The organism is Chthoniobacter sp. (genome assembly GCF_040003245.1).
Lineage (GTDB): Bacteria > Verrucomicrobiota > Verrucomicrobiia > Chthoniobacterales > Chthoniobacteraceae > Chthoniobacter.
The window spans coordinates 1-16,198 of record NZ_JBDUCX010000149.1; the positions used below are offsets into that span (position 1 = coordinate 1).

The following is a 16,198-nucleotide window of genomic DNA, read 5'->3' on the forward strand; positions in this document are numbered from 1 at the left end:
CGAGGAAGCGTCCCAGTGCGGCGACCTTCTGTGGAAAATTGAAATTCGTCACCGAGAGCAACCGCAGCGGTGTGCTCTCGCGGTGCTGGCGCGCCGGAAAATTTTCGAGCGCGACGGGAATGCGGACGATGGAAGCGCGCCCTTGGAGGTGCAACCGCTGCACGATCCAATCGGAGACCGGCACGAAGCGATCGACGGCGGCGAAGAGGGGACGGTCGAGCAGCCACGAGACGACAGAGCGGAGGAACTGCGGCCACTCGCGCTGCTCCCAGTGGAAGCGGAGTTGGTCGCGCGTCTCCGCATGCGGATCGCCGCGCAACCGCACGAACACGCGCGCACCGTGCATTTTCGTCACGGCGAGAATCGACGCGAGGAAGGCGGAACTCATGTCGGTGAAGACAACGGCGCCCGGATGAGCGCGCACGATCTTCCACAGCTCAGGAATGAACCGCGCATGCGCGCCTCCTCCACGGGCGCGCAGTTCCTCCCAGTCGAGTACGGCGCAGTTCACTTCCACCGCGGCGAGCGGGCGCACGATCTCGCGCTGACCACGTTCCCCGGTGATGATGGCGACGACCTCGGCCCCCATTATTTCACCGGTTTGTTTTCGATTTCGATTTCATCCAGCCAGCATTTGGCGGCGACGCGGCCCGGCGAGGAAAAGCCGAGCCACTTCAAAACCTTCATGTCGGCTTTCTCGAATTTCAGACCGTCGAAGTGTTGCGGCAGCTTGCCGGGCATGGTCAACGTGCAGTTCCAAGTGGCGTCGCTATCCGGGCCTAGTTTTGCCGTTACTTCGAGGTGCACCCACGTGTTCGCCGGGAACTCCGCCAGCGTCTTGTCGTTCGCCCGGACTCCGTTTTTGCCAAAGGTCAGCCTCGGGCCGGTGTGATACGGGGTCGCATCGTCGCGCCACTCGAAGACGAGTTGGTAATCCGGCTCGGCGCGGACATCGAAGGCTGTGCGCGTGAGGCCGTGGTCATGGCCGGGTCCGTAGTAGAAATGCGGCTCGAAGGCCGGCTCGACGTCCGGCCCATCCGTCAATTGCAGGCAGCGCTGGCCCTTGCTCGGCTGATCCGCCACGACCTTGATCAAGCCTGGCTTCTTGGTGGTGCTGACCTTGGCGCGCGCGGGCGGCCCACCGATGGGCGTGGTTTCAAATCCGTCGTGCAAGGCGAGCGGTGGTGTCTTCGGCTTCAGCCCGTACTTCATCGGCGGAAATTCCTCGGCGGCGAGCTGGCGCCACGGTGCCTCGCCGGTCACGCCCGCTTTTTTCCAGTCGAAGGGGACAAACCCGACTTTCAATGCGGGTGACTCCGGACGCAGCGTCCAGTCGCCTTTCTCCGGCGCGACGAAAAGCGGATCGGCGACGACCGATCCCGTGTCGCGGCCCATGAATTGCCAGTCGGCCCACGACTTCCCGGCGAAATCGGGAATTGGCCCATCGGGTTTCCAATACACGTTGTCTGCGAGGAAGACGCGGCCGTCGTCCCAGTTTTTGTCGACGTGGGCGAAAAGCCGCCCCTCTCCCATGAGGACGATGTTGTGCTCGAAGGCAAACGCCAGGAATTCCTCGGGCCGGCTGCGGCGCACATGTTCCTCGGCGCAGTAGGCGATGATGTTATTGCGCACGATGTTGCCGCGGCCGTAGTGCTGGTGATAGCCGGCGTCCTGCGTGTGATGGACGAGGTTGTTTTCCCACACGATGCCCGTCGAGCCTTCGTCATTATACATCCCCCAGCCACCGTAGCTGCCGCAACCGATGTCGTGCATGTGGCAGCCGCGAATGACCGTGCCGGGCTGCGGGCCGAGAGTGTAGACCGCGCCCATGTCGCTGAGCACCGCCCAGCCGAGATGATGCAAGTGGCAATCTTCCACGAGATTGCGCGCGCACGGCGTGGGCTTGTAGCCCCACACCCAGCCGATGCTGATCGCCGAGTAATAGAAATCCGCGATGTCGCAGTGGCGGACCGTGCAATCGCTGGCGTGAAAGATGAGCACCCCGATGGCGCTGAGGAAATAGCGCCCGCCCGTGTGGATGATGCAATTGTCGATCGTCACGAAGCTCGTCTGGTCGGTCTCGCTGGGCACCTTGGATACGCCGATCTTCACCCCGCCCGCGCCGAGATCGTGCAGCCAGCATTCGCGCAGGGTGATGTTGCGACAGCCGCGCCGCAACCACAGCGTATTCGTCATCGTGTGGGCAAATTCGCATTGCTCGAAAGACACCTCCCGCGCGCCGTCCGCCTCGATGGCCGCACCCAGCGGCTCCTCGGCCTGGCTGTAGCCCACGCCCGTCTCCGGCAGGGTGTACGCCTGGTGCTGGAAAGAGAGCCCGCGGAAATGGACATCGTGCACCAGCGCGTCGTCCTTCGCCGGGTCGCCCTTGAAAAGCAGCCATTGCGTCGCGACCGGCATCCAGGCATCGGCGAGATCTGGCTCTTCGCCCGGGCGGGGCTTGTAGGAGAGCGTGCCGTTGCGCGCGAGAAACCAGTCGCCCGGATCGGTCAGCGCGGCGCGCAGGTTTTCAAAATAGAGGCGGTGAAACGGCTCGAGGGAGAAAAAATTGCGCATGCCGCCGGTGAATTGTAGCGTGCCGTCCTCGAGGCGCACGCCGGCGATCCGATGGCGCGTCTCATTCCACGAGTGGAGGACGACGACGTTCACATCGTGTAATTCCTCCGCACTCAACCCGCGCAGGATCGCCGCGTCCTTGGGCGCGACCTGGAGCATGGTCTGCTGCGGCGAACCATTGAGGTGAATGCCGGGCAATCCGGTGAGGGGCTGCCCGGTGGCCTGGATGTAATCGTCCTTGGGCGTTCGCGCGCGCGTCGCCCGCCGGCCATTGACCCACAAGACCTCGAAGCTCGTGCCCGGCTCGACCTGTGTCGTCCACACTCCATCCGCGCCCGCCTTCCAACCGGCGAGCTTTTTTCCACCGGTAAAGACCGGCCTCGCGCCGGGCGCCGCTTCGTAAGTTACCCCGCTGTCCTGCGGCTCGAAGACGACCGGCTCGGCGATCGAGTAAGTGCCCTCGGCGATCCGCACAGTGACCGGCTCTTTCGGATTACCCGCATGCGCTTGCCGCGCCGCATCGCGGGCCGCAGCCAGATCGGGAATCGCCGTACCCGGCTTGAGTTCGAACGTGGTAGCGTGAGCGGCGGTGAAGCCGGCGAGCAGCAGGGCGAGGGAAACGAGGCGCATGGTCAGGGCGGCGATTCTACGGAGTTGCCGTGCCACCTGCCGACACTATTTGACGTCACCTCTGCTCACACCGGGATCTGCCTTTTCGTTGGCAGACGTACGACAATCGGAGGAGTGGGTTCGTCGGCGCCGCGTTCGAAGTTAGTTTACCTTCGCCTCGGAGAGAACGATGTGCAGCGCCGGCGCAGGTTTGGCGCTGACCATGGCTTCCGCGATCTTGCCGGTGACGCTGATCTCGCCGCCCTTTTTGAGCGCGCCGACTCTGGCATTCTCGCTCATGGCAAAATGCACCCACAGGGAGGTGATGAAGTTCGTGCCGACTTCCGAGATGTGTTTTTCCTCGGCCCGCACCCGGTAACCGGTTTCGCTTCCGCGCGTCTCCTTCTCCACCACGTCGATCTTGAAGGTGAGCATCGCCGTCCGCCCCTGCACCTTCGTGCGCAGGAGATCGGAGGCCTGGGTGGCCGCGGTGTCCCGGGCGGCGGCATTGCGCAGGGCGTTGGCCACATTGTGCGGCACTTCGGCGAGCGCTTGCTTTAGATCGGTGATATTGCCGCCCGCCGGAGCGGGATCCTCGGCGACCGCCATCAGGGTGGTGAGGGCGGCGGTTCCGTAGACCGAAAGACGAAGCGAAAATGGGTTCATAAAGGGGGAAACGCGGAGGTGTTTTCTTATCTTAGAGGGCAGGCACTGGCCACCAGATTGTTCCGTGGCCGTTTTTGAGGAAGAAAAGGCGATTTTCCGCAACTGAGCCAACTGAGCCAATGGAGCGATTCACAAAATCCGTGCCTTCTGTTATGATCCGATGCGTATGAGTAGACGACGCTCTATGATAAAACGGAGCAGGAAGCCCCGCTTCACCCCGGCGGCCCTTGGTGGTCTGGCTTGGGTGCCCGAGTGTTCCACAGCATCGACCGTGGAACGGGGGAATCGTAGGCAGTCGTGCCTAATCGTGCCTCCAATTTTTCCAACAGGATCTCCGGAGCCGGCCCTTTCGAGCGAGATCTTGATCCAGCCGAAATCAAGGTGGATCAAGGTGCGAAAATTTCCCAGCCGCCGCCGGCCCCAAGTCTCTGGCCCACAAATCCATTTGCGTGGGAGTGCGAGGCGGTGTGATAGTAGTCCCCCTTATGACTCTGACTGAAAAAGTGCTCGCGCGTGCCAGTGGCAAAGCGCATGTCCAGGCTGGCGACAACGTGTGGGTTAACGTGGACATTCTCATGACCCACGACGTTTGCGGCCCGGGCACCATCGGCGTGTTCAAGCGCGAGTTCGGCAAAGCGGCCAAAGTCTGGGACCCGAAGAAGCTGGTCATCATCCCCGACCACTACATTTTCACCGCGGATTCCATGTCGAACCGCAACGTCGACATCCTGCGCGACTTCGCCAACGAGCAGGAGCTCCCGTATTTTTACGACGTGATCGACGACTCCGCCGGCCACTGGAAATTCGACGCCAATCAAGGCCAGCTCAAGAAGCAGTACGGCAAGAACTACACCGGCGTCTGCCACACCACGCTCCCGTGGAAAGGCCACACGCGTCCCGGCGAAGTGCTCTTCGGCACCGACTCGCACACCTGCATGGCCGGCGCCTTCAATCAATTCGCCACCGGCATCGGCAACACCGACGCGGGCTTCATCCTCGGCACCGGCAAGCTGCTGGTAAAAGTACCCGAGACGATGCGCTTTTTCCTGGAGGGCGAATTGCCCCCGGGCCTCATGGCCAAGGACGTCATCCTGCACGTCATCGGCGAAATCGGTTTCGACGGCGCCACCTACCGCGCCATGCAGTGGGAAGGCCCCGGCGTTCATTCCATGGCGATGGACGACCGCATGACCATCGCCAACATGGCCATCGAGGCCGGCGCCAAGAACGGCATCTTCCCCTTTGACGAAAAGACCGACAGCTACGTGCGCGAGCGCGTCACGGAAAACGGCACGAAGAGCACCTACGAGCCCGCGGAAATCGATGCCGACCAGAAGTTCTCCTACGACAAGGTATTCGATCTCTCCAAGCTCGAGCCCACCGTGGCCTGCCATCCCGACCCGGGCCAGCGCAAGACCGCCAAGGAGCTGAGCAACGTCACCCTCGACCGCGCCTACATCGGCTCGTGCACCGGCGGCAAGACCAGCGACTTCCTCGCCTTCGCCCAGGTGGTGCGCGGCAAGTCGGTGAAGATCGATACCTTCGGCGTGCCCGCCACCACCAAAGTGGTGCAGGAGTTGAAGGACACGCAGTGGGACGGCAAGAGCGTCTGGTCCATTCTCGAGAACGCCGGCGTGCGCATGACCGAGAACGCCTCGTGCGCCGCCTGCCTCGGCGGACCAGTGGACACCTTCGGCCGCATGAACACGCCCATGAAGTGCATCAGCGCCACGAACCGCAACTTCCCCGGCCGCATGGGCCACAAGGAGTCGCAGGTCTTCCTCGCGTCGCCCTACACCGTGGCCGCGAGCGCTCTCACCGGCAAGATTACCGACCCCCGCGAGTACGTTGGCTGAAGCACCATGCAAGCGGCCCGGGCCCGAAATCGAAGACAGCTTCCCAGTTTCCGACCCTTCCAGATGTCCTGGCCATCGCTTTCGAGAGTCCTGCAAAGTCTGGTCACCATGATTTGCCTCGCCGCCTTCACCGCTTGTCAGTCGAACGATGTCCCCTCCGGGTCGCATTACGTCGTCTCGGCCAAGACGGCCTTTTACAAGTTCGGGCCGGCGCAGTCGTTCGGCCCGGACTTCGTGCTCAATGAAGGCGCGAAGGTCACCATCCTCGAGCACGCCTTCGGGTTCAGCCGCGTGATGACCGAGGACGGCACTGCCGGTTTCGTGTCCACCGACGACCTCAAGCCCGCACCGGTGTCCTACTCGACCTCGACCAAGACGAAGACCAACTACACCATCCAGCTCAACCGGCCGATGTTCGACCAGTCACCCGCCGTCGAGAAGCACAGCAACGTGCCGCCTACGCACGGCACCGGCTCGCCGCTCTTCGACACGAGCGACACCCCGCTGCCGTCAAACGCCGCCACTCCCAAACCCAAACCCGGCTTCCATTTCTAGAAAAAACACTCTCATCCACGCCATGTCGCACACCATCACCAGCCCCGTCTACGTCGTTCAGGACAACATCGACACCGACCAGATCATTCCCGCGCAGTATCTCACCCTCGTGCCGACCATCGCCGAGGAGTACGAGAAGCTCGGCAGCTACGCCATGATCGGGCTGCCGGACGTCCAGTATCCCACCAAGTTCGTCCCCGAAGGCGGGATCAAGACGCCCTATAAGATCATCATCGCCGGGCGCAACTTCGGCTGCGGCAGTTCGCGCGAGCACGCGCCCATCGCCCTCGGCGCCGCCGGGGTCGAGGCAGTTGTGGCCGAGTCCTTCGCCCGCATCTTCTTCCGCAACTGCGTGGCTACCGGCGAACTGTATCCTTACGACGCCAACGAACGCCTCTGCGAAAAGGTCAAGACTGGCGACATCGCCACCCTCGACTTCGACGCCGACACCCTGACCGTCAACGGCACGACTTATACCCTCAAGCCCCTCGGCGAAGTCCGCCCCGTGATCGACGCCGGCGGCATCTTCAACTACGCGCGGCAGAGCGGGATGATCGCGGCGCAGGGGTGAGGCTCCTTTTATTGCTGAGCTTTGGATAGTTGAACCCTGTGAGCACACCCCGTCCGACAGACCGAGAATTAGGCGGCATGACTGTGAACGAACGCCTCGTTGTGTGCGGAGTTATCGACAAGTGGGACGATGCGGTGCGGCGCAGATCTCGATCGGAGATGGTCGAAGTGCTTCGCGGTGTTGCACTGACCGAAGAGCAGGCTGCACAAACCACAGACGCAGTTTTGCAAAACCCTAGGAAATACGGATTCTAGCTGGATGAATGCGCCTAAAGCATGCGCTCCCGGGTAGCATGCGTTGTCTCCTTGTGGAGAGACAAGACGTTGCTCCGTACCCACTGTGAATGTCTGGAAAGCCACTGACGCTGATGCGAACGCCTTCTCGCGCTGACTACCGCACGTGATATATGCCCTTGCGAGAAGTGACCTGTCCGCACTGCTTTCGGGAAGTGTTTGTGAATACCGATGCGCTCTGCCCGGCCTGTAGGGGAAACGTGAACGAAAGAAGCGCTGAGCACGAAAACCTGACGCTGGTGGAATTTGTCGACGGTGAAGCACTGCCTCCGGTTTGCGTGGTCTGTGGGAAGGTCGCGCACGAGTATGTTCTAGTCGGCGAAAAGAATGAGACCCGGGAATTGGATGGAGTCGGTGTCTTCGCGCGAATCATGGCGACGCTTGGAGGGTTGATGGTCTTCCGAATCGGTCCCGAACCCAAGGTGAAGGAATATCGGATCTCGGTGAAGCTTCCGGTGTGTATGAGTCATCGAGAATCCAGGACGCTGAAGCCAACCTATGTCGACTATGATAGCTACCGGATAACGATCCCTGCCAATCGGGAGTTCATCCGGCAATGGAAGAAAGCGTGAGTTTGAGGGAGCGTGCGTCTCTTACTGCGAAATCTGCCGCAGCCAGTCACGCAGGGCGTTCACCGTGGCGTCGCGGCGGTCGTCGTTGAAGCGGTTCTTGCGCATGTCGCGGAAGGCTTTGGCGAGGGCTTTGCGCAGGTCGTCGGGGGCTTGATCGGAGGCGGCCTTGGTGGCCTGGAGGCGCGCGGCGAGGGTGGCGGCGTCGAGGGTTTCGCGGTCCTGGCGGGCGTGGGCGCGGCGGGAGACGGAGACGAAGATACCGAGGGCGCGGTCGAGGACGATCCACGGGAAGTTGTCGTGGGTGATCGGGCCGGCGACGAGTTCGGTGCCGACGATGGCGCGGGAAAAGAAGGGGACATTGACCTTGAAGCCGGGGGCAGTGCGGCTGCCGGCGAGCGCGGCGCCGCCGCCAACGGCTCCGCCCAGCGCGGCGCCGAGGCCCCACGTGGCACCGCCGAAGAGCAAGTCGATCTTGGCGCCGACGAGCGCGCCGCCACCGGCACCCGCGGCAAGCAGACGCCAGCCGCTCAAGCCGAGGAGTGACCATGTGCGTTCGACGAAGAGGCCGTCGGAGAGCCATTCGCGCGGACCTTCGTCGCGGACGGCCACGCGCTGGTGGGCGAAGGCGCGGATGATCTCGCGGTGCGCCTCGATCTCGCGAGCGACGAGCTTTTCACGAAAGCGTTCCTCGATCTCGCGGCGCTGAGCGGCCACGCGCATCGGGTCGCGCAGGGCTTCCACATGCTTGCAGGTGAGAAGATCGGAGAGCAGGTCGATGATGATGCGCGCGGTGGTGTCGAGTTTGTCGTCGCGATCGCGCTGGAGGATGGCGACCGCTGCGCGCAGCTTGCTCTTGCCGGGGAGATCGACGGTGGCGAGCGCTTCGAGCAGGGCGAGGCGATTGGAGAAATCCGCGCGATGGGCATCGAAGTCGAGCACCGCGCTGAAGTTCTGCCGGAGGCGCGCTTCCCATTCGGCGCGATACCTCGGCTCGCCGGTCTGGTTGAGCAGGGCGATGCGGGGCGCGCCGGTGAGGCGGAGGATTTCCGTCTCCGCTTCGTGGCGTGGCTCCAGCGGTTGCGCCACGTCGACGACGTAAAGCAGCGAGGCGCCTGCGAGCACGGGCTCCAGCAGGCGGCATTCGTGGACGAAAAAGCGATCGTCCTTGTGGCGGGCGACGAAGTCGCGGAAGACCGAGAGCGGATTGCTGGCCGTGCCCGCATCCTTCAATTCGCGCAGGGCCTCGCGCGCGTTTTGGAAGCCGGGCGTATCCACGAATTCGACCAGATCACGCACGCGGAAACGCTGGCATTGCGTGGTGGTGGGGAAAGCGCCGATGCCCACGGAATCATCCTCGGCCAGCGTGGCGACCACGGAGGATTTCCCGTGGTTCACGTCCCCGAGGATGGCGATGACGGGCAGATCGCTGGGGCTCATGGCGTGTAGCTGAAGGTGGCGCAGTCCGTGGCCTCCGCCCGCAGGAAATCGCTCCAGTAACGCGCCCATTCCGGATCGGGCGCTTTCGGTTTGCCCTGTTCGTCGAGCGCGACGATGAGGACAAATCCCGAGCCCTGGCCGATACGGGCGATGAATTGGGTGAACGCGGCGAAAGCGGTGAAAGGTGCGGGCACGGCGATGAGCCAGCAGGGGGCCTTGGGCAGCGCGGTGGCGAGACGCGCGAGCGCGGCTTCGTAGCCGCTGGGATAGTCGATCTCGACCACTTCGCTACAGGCGAGCCGCCAGCCGAGCTGGGCCGTGACCCAGTGCTCGATCTCCGGGCGGGCACCGGCGAGCGAGGAGTCGATAAGGAGGCAACCGGCCTCCGCCCGGGCCGCCGTCGGTGCGGTTGATTTGGCGTCGTGAGGCGAAGTGCCTTCCTGGGGCGGACGATTTGAATGGATCACCGGCCCGGTGAGCCGGTACCACGCGGCGCGGTGACGGGGTTCATCGAAGGCGAGTCGGCGCAGACCGGCGCGCGATTGCGTCCAGAAATAGAGCCACAGCGCGGCGCGGGGCAGGAGGCCGTAGACGAGAATGAAGCCGACAAGCCACGGCCACCACGACGCCGTCGCGACGCGATTGAGGGCGGCGACGCCGGATTGGTAGTGAAACCAACTATGCTCCACTTGATCGAGGGTGGGACAGGCGTCCGGGAACAGCCAGGTCCACGACGTGGCGAAGGCGCGGGCGAGGGTGTGCATTCCCTCGGGACCTTGCGCCGAGGTGGATTCCCAGCCAAAGGCGACATCGGTAAAGACCACGCGCGCCAGCAGGGCGGCCAGCACCCCCAGATTCCAGGCGATGCCGAAGCCCTGCAACGCCAGCCAGGGCGGCCAGCGCAGTAGTTGCAGGTTGCGCCCGGCGAGCTGGCGCAGGGTGGCGGCTTCGGCGCGCAGGCGCAGGCGTTTCGGACCGGGGAGATGCTCGAGGGCGCTGGCCAGCCATTGACCGATGCTCTCGCCGATGCGCAGGAGCAGCCGCTGCGACGCCGCGCGAAATCCCCGCGAAAGAATGACCAGCAGGGACCACGCAAGGAGGAGCCACTGCACTCCCACGGTGATGGCGAGAAAGACCGCGACGTTCACCGGTCGGGCGCCGGCATAGTAGAGCGCGCCACCAGCCACGAGGAAACCGAGCACCAACCCGGCCAGCACGGCACCGCCAGAGAGCATCCGCCAGCCGGTGGTCAGCCAGGTGCCAGGCAGGGTCTCCGTGGTCCGGCGGGCGGCGAGCCAGCGATGGAAGACGGCCGAGCGATCGGTGGTTTCCTCGGTCGCGAGTTGCGGAGCGATTTGCTCCTGCCATAGGCGGGCATCGCGCGCCGCGACGGCGGCGGGATCGGGTGCGCGTTCGTCGGCAGCGACCAGCGCCTCGAAGTCGAGCACGTCGGCGAGGGTCCAGGTTTCGGGGCGGCGCACGGAGAACACCTAGGTTTCGCGGGGCACGGTGTCAGGTAGATTCTTGGAGAGCGGGTGATTGCGGAATCCCATCACTCCTATACTTCCCATCAGGTCCCATGGGAGGAAGGGGAAGAATAGGAGTTAGGGGAGGGCGGCGCACGGAACCGCATTCCACTCCACCGGCACGCTTTTGCGCTGCTGGAAGCGGTCGGTGTAGAAGAGCTTCTTTTTCTCGATGCCGAATTCGTGGACCAGTTTGGTGCACTTGACGTCGAAGCAGCAATACTCGGCGATCTCGAGCACGCGGCCTTCGCGCCACCAGCGGATGGCGTCGAGGCCGTCGCCGGTCTTGCCCACGCCGATCGAGGCGCTGGCCACGGCGTCGAGGCCCAGGCGGTGGCCGAGCTTCTTCTCGATATCGACCATGAGATCGAGCGTGTGGCAGAGGTGAGGGAGGTCGTAGGCGGTGTAGCCCATGAGCACTTCGTAATCGAAATTGATGACATTGAAGCCCACGACGAGATCGGCGCGGAGGAGTTGCTGGACGAGCTGCTCGACGCGGTTTTCGCCGTAGATGCGGTATTCGCCGAGCTTCGTGCTGTAGGTCACGCCGATGCTCATGCCCATGTCGCGCTTGCGGTCCCAGCCGCCCGCGTCATTGGCGGTGCGCTGGGTTTCGAGATCGAAGTAGACAACGTCGGAAGACATAAGAAAAGGATGAAGGCGGAAGGATGAAGGATGAAGAAGAAATTCGCAGCGATGCGTTGAGGAATTACGGCGGCGACTCCGCACTCCGCATGGTGCTTACTTCCCCGTCCACTCGTACTCGCCGGCGTCGAAGGCCATCATATTGGCGAGCTTGTGAGCCTTGAACTCTTCCACCACGGCGCCGTCGCCCTGGAAAATCGTGAGCTGTCGGCCGCTGCCTTCACGCCCGATGACTACCCATTTCAAGCCGGCTGTCTCGGTGAAGCGGCGCAGCGGGAGGCCTTCGGTCGTCTGGAGAAAGCTGCCACCTTCGTTGAAGCCGATGCTCACGTGTGCCGTGGTCGGTTCGCCCTTGAGCAAGGGATTGTCGATGAGGCGCACGATGAATTCCTTGTCGGTGACGAACGGTTTGCCGCTCGGCCGTTTCAAGGAATCCCGGATGGCTTCGAAACTGTCGCCGAGCCAGATCGATTTTTCGATCACGGTTTCCCAGGCGGGAGCGTCGCCCTTGGTGGCCTGCTGGGGCAGGGCGAGCGAACGCACGCGCTGGACCTTGTCGTTCTGCTCCAAGAGGAGGATTTGCTCGCTCCAGCGGTTCGCGGAACGTCCGCGCGCCGCGAGAATGCGGCGGGGGAGCGGATCGCCCGGCGCATAGGCGAGGCGCCGGAGGAATTCGCCCCCATAAGTATAGGCGCGCACTTCGGTGCCGCCGGGCGCGCTCACGATGACCCACAGTCGATCCGGCGCGCCGAGCGCGGCGTCGACCGCCGTCTCGCGGGCGGCGAGCGGGAGTTCGTGGGCTTCTGCTCCCGAAATCAATTTCACTTTGCCCTCGGTGATGCTGACGCTTTCGTCGCCGGGCGGCTTTTCCTGCGGCTGCGTGTCGAAGCTTAAGGACCGCGTTACTTCCTTGCCGTCCAGAGTGCGGAGGATGACGTCGACCTTGTCGTCCGCGGCAGCGTGGAGATCGAGGACGCGCGCTGGACGCGGGGCATCGTCGTCGGTGATCCAGTCGTTGCCGTGCAAGGCGATACCGTCCACATCGATTGTCCCGACGCTGTAGCCGCGCGCGGTATAGAGGCCGGGCGGCATGACTTTGCCAGCGTCATCCTTGCCGTCCCAGAAGGTGATGAGTCCGTTCAGGCCGATGGTGAAATCCTTCTCGGAAGCCTCCCGCGCCATCGTGCGGACGAGTTTCCCTTTCTTGTCGTAGATGCCGAGGCTGAGCGAGCCTTCCATCGGCGGCGGCAGAAAGGTGATGCGCATGCCGGGGCGCTGGGGGGGCGGGGGCTCTTCGGTCTGCGCGCGAAGAAAGGATGAGGGATGAAGAAGGAAGGACGAAACCAGCAGGGCGTGCAGTGCGGCGGGCAATCGAAAATGGAAGTTGGAAGATGGAAAAGTGCCCCTACGCATAGTACCGCCAGTCGAGATTCGGGAAGATGTTGTCGCGCCACTCGCAATTGGCGAGGAAGGCTTCGTCGATGTCCTCGGCGCGCACCTGGTCGTAGAGGCGCGTGAAGCGCAGCAGGTGGTCCTTGGTGCGCTTGGTCGCGTAAGTCCGCGCGGTGCCCGTCTTCATCAGAAAGGCCCAGTCGCTCGATTGCGCGAGCAGGAGTTCACGAGCCATCTGGCGCAGGGCGCGGCTGATAACCTCGGAGACGTTTTCTTTCGACCAATAGACACGGGCGATCTCGGTCATGCGCTTCGCGGCCATATGCAGGTGCGGATAGATCCACGAATTCGTGTCGTCGAGCCACACTTCCCAATAACCCTTGTGCCCCCAGCTCGAGGAGGAAGGCACGAGGAGTTGTTGCGTGTCGTTGTCCGCGAGATAGCGCGAGGGTGTGGTGAGCTTGAAGGCGTCCTGGTCGTAAACGGCCTTGCGGATGAAAAGATTGAGAAACTCCGGGCCCTCGAACCACCAGTGGCCGAACAGCTCGGCGTCGAAGGGGCTGACCACGATCGGGGCGACGTTCATGTTCGCCCGCAGATGCTGGATCTGTGCGGCCCGCGCACCCATGAAGTGCCCGGCATGATGGTCCGCCGCACCGAGCGCCCAGCCGCGGTTGTAGAGTTCCTTGTCCGGCGTGCGGCCGGTGATGCGGTGATACTTGATGCCGGTGAACTTGCGCGTGCCGTCGCCGGGCAGGGCGTCGGCGAGATATTCGCGCGAGAGATCGAAGCCGATATCGCGATAAAAATCACGATAAGCGGGGTCGCCGGGGTAGCCTTCCTCGGCGCTCCATACCTGGCGGCTCGATTCGCGGTCGCGTCCGAAAGCCGCGGAGCCCGCCGGGGTGAAGACCGGTGTGTAGATCGCGTAGCGCGGACGCGGGCTGCCGAACATCACGCCGTGCGAATCGAGGACGAACCAGCGCAGATTCGCCTCCTGCAAGACCTGGTCGAGGCTGGCGACGTAAGCGCATTCCGGCAACCAGATGCCGCGCGGATCACGCCCGAACATCTCGCGGTAATGGTCCCGCGCGATGAAGATCTGCGCGCGCACGGATTCCTTGAAATTCTCCATGAGCGGCAGGAAGCCGTGCGTGGCCGCGCAGGTGATGATCTCGATCACGCCGCGTTCCTGCAGTTCGCCAAAGGCGGCGACGAGATCGCGCTTCCAGCGCTCCTGCCAGTCGCGGTGGCATTGGGTGAGGCGGTCGAGGTAGAACCGGGCGAGCTCGTGCAACTGGGCGTTGTCGCGTGTACGGTCGAGTTCGCGGCGGGCGAGGGCGACCGAGCGCTCGAGGTACCGCTCATAGCGTTGCTGCAGCAGCGGATCGCGCAGCATGTGGCAGAGCGGCGGGGAGAGCGTGACCGTGAGCTGAAAGGCCACGCCGTCATCCGCGAGGCCGGACAACATCGAGAGGAGTGGCAGATACGTCTCGGTGATCGCCTCGTAGAGCCAGTCTTCCTCGAGAAATTCATCATACTCCGGATGGCGCACGTAGGGCAGGTGCGCGTGGAGGATGAGAGCAAGATATCCGTTCGGGGCCATGGGTGCGGACGTGCGCGGAAGCTACCACCAGTGCCTCCGGCGACAAGCGGGAAGCGCGCGGTTTCGTCGCGAGGCGTAATTATCGTCCGTTTTCCAACAAGGTGAGCATGCCGCGCAGGGGAATCGGCAGCCAGGTGGGACGATTGTTGATTTCGTAGACGACTTCGTAGAGCGCTTTTTCAAGGAGAAAAGCTTCGAGCAAGCGGTTTTCCTGGGCCGTGGCGTCGGCCCGAAATACGGCGCCGTTGGTGGTGGCCAGCCAGGCATCGAGGAAAGCGAGCTGGACTTTGGCGGACCACAGCGTCGCGTGGGGCGCGAGCGTGGCATGGTCCTCGGCGTGGGATTCGAGAGCAGCATGCGCGGCGTAGTCGAAGGAGCGCAGCATGCCGGCGACATCGCGGAACGGAGAGCGTTTCTCGCGCCGGGTGGCGAGCGAACGCAGCGGTTCGCCTTCGAAATCGATGATGACGAAATCACCGCCGGTCTCCAACACCTGCCCGAGATGATAGTCGCCGTGAGTGCGTGTTTTGGCGGCGGAGATCGATGACGAAACGGCTTCGGCACGCGCCCGGAGTACGGATTCGAGGGCGACCAAGCGGCTGGCCAGGCTGCGCGCCGGCTCGGGCAGGGCGGCGAGCTTCGCACTGATGAGACCCAGCACGTGCTGTGCGGAGGCGAGGATGCTCTTCGAGAGGGCCTGGCCATCCGCCGGCGCGAGTGACTCAGCTGCGAAATCCGGGTCGGTGGTCTCGCTGGCCAGAGCGAGATGCATTTCGCCAGTGCGGGTGCCGAGCTGCGCGGCGCGATTCAGGGATTCCGTCTCGATCTTCGCGGCCGCGGCGGCATCGCCCTCCAGCAGGGTTGCAAACCAGCGCCGCAATTCGCCGAGGGTGAAACCCCAGGCGTCGCCTTTGTTCGGCACGAGGCCGGTGGCGAGCGCGAGGACGCAGGCGTGTCCCTCGGTGTCGCGATGTTCGACGGCACCGGCAAAAGGCGGTGCATGGGGAAAATCGCGGCTGCTCAGGAAGCGCAGGATTTCCGCATCCGGATTCATGCCGTGCTCGAGCCGGCGGTAGAGTTTGAGGAAAATATGGTCGCCGTAGACGACGGAGGAGTTGCTTTGCTCCACGGCCAGAGCACGGGACGACGGAATGCCTTCGATCGCCGTCATCGCTGGTCCTGGTTGCCCCGTGATGGAGCCTTGCTCTCCGGACCGCGTTCCCGAGGCGACGATCAAAGTGAAGAGCGCGCTGCGGAAGGCCTCATCGTGGATCGCATCGCAGAGCACGCCGCCGGTCGATCGGGCGAGAATGGCCTGGGGATGGGTCGAGGCCAGGTCGCTCGCGGCCTGGCCGGTCAGCAATTGCAGCGGCAGCAGATACGTTTCCGTCGATTTGTCCGCATACTCCACGTCGATCAGGAGAAGTCGCGCGGCATCGGGCGCCGGGCTCACCGGCACCACATCGCTCACCGTGAATCGCCGTGGGTCCCGTGCCTTGCCCGCAAACCAGCGGCAACGCGGGATGTAAGCGGGCAGCAGATACCTCTCGAACAGCTCCCGCTGGGCGCCCGGCGCGAAGAGATTTTCGTGCGCCATGTCGGGTAACGAGAAGGGCGGTTCGGTGGTGCTCATGAAGATGTCGGATGGTTTGTCCGAAAACTCAATCGAGCGCGAGCCGGGAACTTGCCGGGTCAAAATGGGGCGTCCCCAAGGATGATTTTGGCACGAGTGCACGATTGACCGACAATTTGCGTTTTAGAAATTCCCGCCTTGCCTGCCTTCCGTCCCCCCCTCGCCCCGTTTTGATCTCAGACCTCTGCATTGCTCTCGCCCGACTTGGACACCGGCGAGAAAGGTGTCGTTTTGACGGAAGATCGCTGATTACACGCCCGCCT

The 16,198-nt window shown here is 63.6% G+C and carries 14 protein-coding genes; 5 read left to right on the forward strand and 9 right to left on the reverse strand.

Going from position 1 to position 16,198, the window contains the following annotated elements; all coding sequences use genetic code 11:
- The 3 genes from ABJF10_RS19290 to ABJF10_RS19300 all read right to left on the reverse strand — a co-directional run.
- A partial coding sequence (locus tag ABJF10_RS19290) for a hypothetical protein (protein ID WP_348546237.1) occupies positions 1–589 on the reverse strand: 589 nt, incomplete at its 3' end.
- Complete coding sequence (locus ABJF10_RS19295; protein WP_348546238.1) at positions 589–3,204, reverse strand: right-handed parallel beta-helix repeat-containing protein; 2,616 nt, start codon at positions 3,202–3,204, stop codon at positions 589–591. The genes ABJF10_RS19295 and ABJF10_RS19290, both read right to left, overlap by 1 nt.
- Positions 3,205–3,345: 141 nt before the next feature.
- Positions 3,346–3,849, reverse strand: coding sequence for a hypothetical protein (locus ABJF10_RS19300; RefSeq protein ID WP_348546239.1), 504 nt, complete (start codon positions 3,847–3,849; stop codon positions 3,346–3,348).
- A 485-nt stretch (positions 3,850–4,334) separates the two neighbouring features.
- Here ABJF10_RS19300 and ABJF10_RS19305 point away from each other — a divergent pair, with 485 nt between their 5' ends.
- The 5 genes from ABJF10_RS19305 to ABJF10_RS19325 all read left to right on the forward strand — a co-directional run bounded on the left by ABJF10_RS19305 (position 4,335) and on the right by ABJF10_RS19325 (position 7,696).
- Complete coding sequence (locus ABJF10_RS19305; protein ID WP_348546240.1) at positions 4,335–5,705, forward strand: aconitase family protein; 1,371 nt, start codon at positions 4,335–4,337, stop codon at positions 5,703–5,705.
- A 108-nt stretch (positions 5,706–5,813) separates the two neighbouring features.
- Positions 5,814–6,260, forward strand: a complete 447-nt coding sequence (locus ABJF10_RS19310) for a hypothetical protein (RefSeq protein ID WP_348546241.1) — start codon at positions 5,814–5,816, stop codon at positions 6,258–6,260.
- 22 nt (positions 6,261–6,282) lie between these two features.
- Positions 6,283–6,831 carry a 3-isopropylmalate dehydratase gene (locus tag ABJF10_RS19315; RefSeq protein ID WP_348546242.1) on the forward strand — a complete coding sequence of 183 codons (549 nt, stop codon included), beginning with the start codon at positions 6,283–6,285 and terminating at the stop codon, positions 6,829–6,831.
- Positions 6,832–6,914: 83 nt separating this feature from the next.
- A complete protein-coding gene (locus tag ABJF10_RS19320) occupies positions 6,915–7,085 on the forward strand; it encodes a hypothetical protein (RefSeq protein WP_348546243.1) in 171 nt (56 codons plus the stop codon).
- A gap of 152 nt (positions 7,086–7,237) precedes the next feature.
- Entirely contained in the window at positions 7,238–7,696 is a 459-nt protein-coding gene (locus ABJF10_RS19325; protein WP_348546244.1) for a hypothetical protein, read from the forward strand.
- Positions 7,697–7,717: 21 nt separating this feature from the next.
- On the opposite strand, the gene ABJF10_RS19330 is transcribed toward ABJF10_RS19325, so the two are convergent.
- The 6 genes from ABJF10_RS19330 to ABJF10_RS19355 form a co-directional block, all read right to left on the reverse strand.
- Positions 7,718–9,133 (reverse strand): DUF3482 domain-containing protein, encoded by a 1,416-nt coding sequence (locus ABJF10_RS19330; RefSeq protein WP_348546245.1) that lies wholly within the window; start codon positions 9,131–9,133, stop codon positions 7,718–7,720.
- Positions 9,130–10,614 carry a DUF2868 domain-containing protein gene (locus tag ABJF10_RS19335; protein WP_348546246.1) on the reverse strand — a complete coding sequence of 495 codons (1,485 nt, stop codon included), beginning with the start codon at positions 10,612–10,614 and terminating at the stop codon, positions 9,130–9,132. The genes ABJF10_RS19330 and ABJF10_RS19335 overlap by 4 nt, the downstream gene beginning before the upstream one ends.
- A 123-nt stretch (positions 10,615–10,737) precedes the next feature.
- On the reverse strand, positions 10,738–11,304 hold the full coding sequence (locus ABJF10_RS19340) for a ribonuclease H-like domain-containing protein (RefSeq protein WP_348546247.1): 567 nt from the start codon (positions 11,302–11,304) through the stop codon (positions 10,738–10,740).
- A 96-nt stretch (positions 11,305–11,400) separates the two neighbouring features.
- A complete protein-coding gene (locus ABJF10_RS19345) occupies positions 11,401–12,570 on the reverse strand; it encodes a hypothetical protein (protein ID WP_348546248.1) in 1,170 nt (389 codons plus the stop codon).
- Positions 12,571–12,709: 139 nt separating this feature from the next.
- The gene (locus ABJF10_RS19350) at positions 12,710–14,302 is read right to left on the reverse strand and encodes a 1,4-alpha-glucan branching protein domain-containing protein (RefSeq protein WP_348546249.1); all 1,593 of its coding nucleotides are present in this window, start codon (positions 14,300–14,302) and stop codon (positions 12,710–12,712) included.
- Between the two features lie 79 nt (positions 14,303–14,381).
- A complete protein-coding gene (locus tag ABJF10_RS19355) occupies positions 14,382–15,935 on the reverse strand; it encodes a putative maltokinase (protein WP_348546250.1) in 1,554 nt (517 codons plus the stop codon).
- Positions 15,936–16,198: the final 263 nt, after the last annotated feature.

What these genes read in the sequence shown, in the direction of transcription:
- ABJF10_RS19310 (WP_348546241.1), top strand. Translation starts at nt 5,814, where the DNA reads ATGATTTGCCTCGCCGCCTTCACCGCTTGTCAGTCGAACGATGTCCCC.
- ABJF10_RS19305 (WP_348546240.1), top strand. Translation starts at nt 4,335, where the DNA reads ATGACTCTGACTGAAAAAGTGCTCGCGCGTGCCAGTGGCAAAGCGCAT.
- ABJF10_RS19345 (WP_348546248.1), bottom strand. Translation starts at nt 12,570, where the DNA reads ATGCGCATCACCTTTCTGCCGCCGCCGATGGAAGGCTCGCTCAGCCTC.
- ABJF10_RS19300 (WP_348546239.1), bottom strand. Translation starts at nt 3,849, where the DNA reads ATGAACCCATTTTCGCTTCGTCTTTCGGTCTACGGAACCGCCGCCCTC.
- ABJF10_RS19330 (WP_348546245.1), bottom strand. Translation starts at nt 9,133, where the DNA reads ATGAGCCCCAGCGATCTGCCCGTCATCGCCATCCTCGGGGACGTGAAC.
- ABJF10_RS19355 (WP_348546250.1), bottom strand. Translation starts at nt 15,935, where the DNA reads ATGAGCACCACCGAACCGCCCTTCTCGTTACCCGACATGGCGCACGAA.
- ABJF10_RS19325 (WP_348546244.1), top strand. Translation starts at nt 7,238, where the DNA reads ATGCCCTTGCGAGAAGTGACCTGTCCGCACTGCTTTCGGGAAGTGTTT.
- ABJF10_RS19340 (WP_348546247.1), bottom strand. Translation starts at nt 11,304, where the DNA reads ATGTCTTCCGACGTTGTCTACTTCGATCTCGAAACCCAGCGCACCGCC.
- ABJF10_RS19350 (WP_348546249.1), bottom strand. Translation starts at nt 14,302, where the DNA reads ATGGCCCCGAACGGATATCTTGCTCTCATCCTCCACGCGCACCTGCCC.
- ABJF10_RS19295 (WP_348546238.1), bottom strand. Translation starts at nt 3,204, where the DNA reads ATGCGCCTCGTTTCCCTCGCCCTGCTGCTCGCCGGCTTCACCGCCGCT.
- ABJF10_RS19315 (WP_348546242.1), top strand. Translation starts at nt 6,283, where the DNA reads ATGTCGCACACCATCACCAGCCCCGTCTACGTCGTTCAGGACAACATC.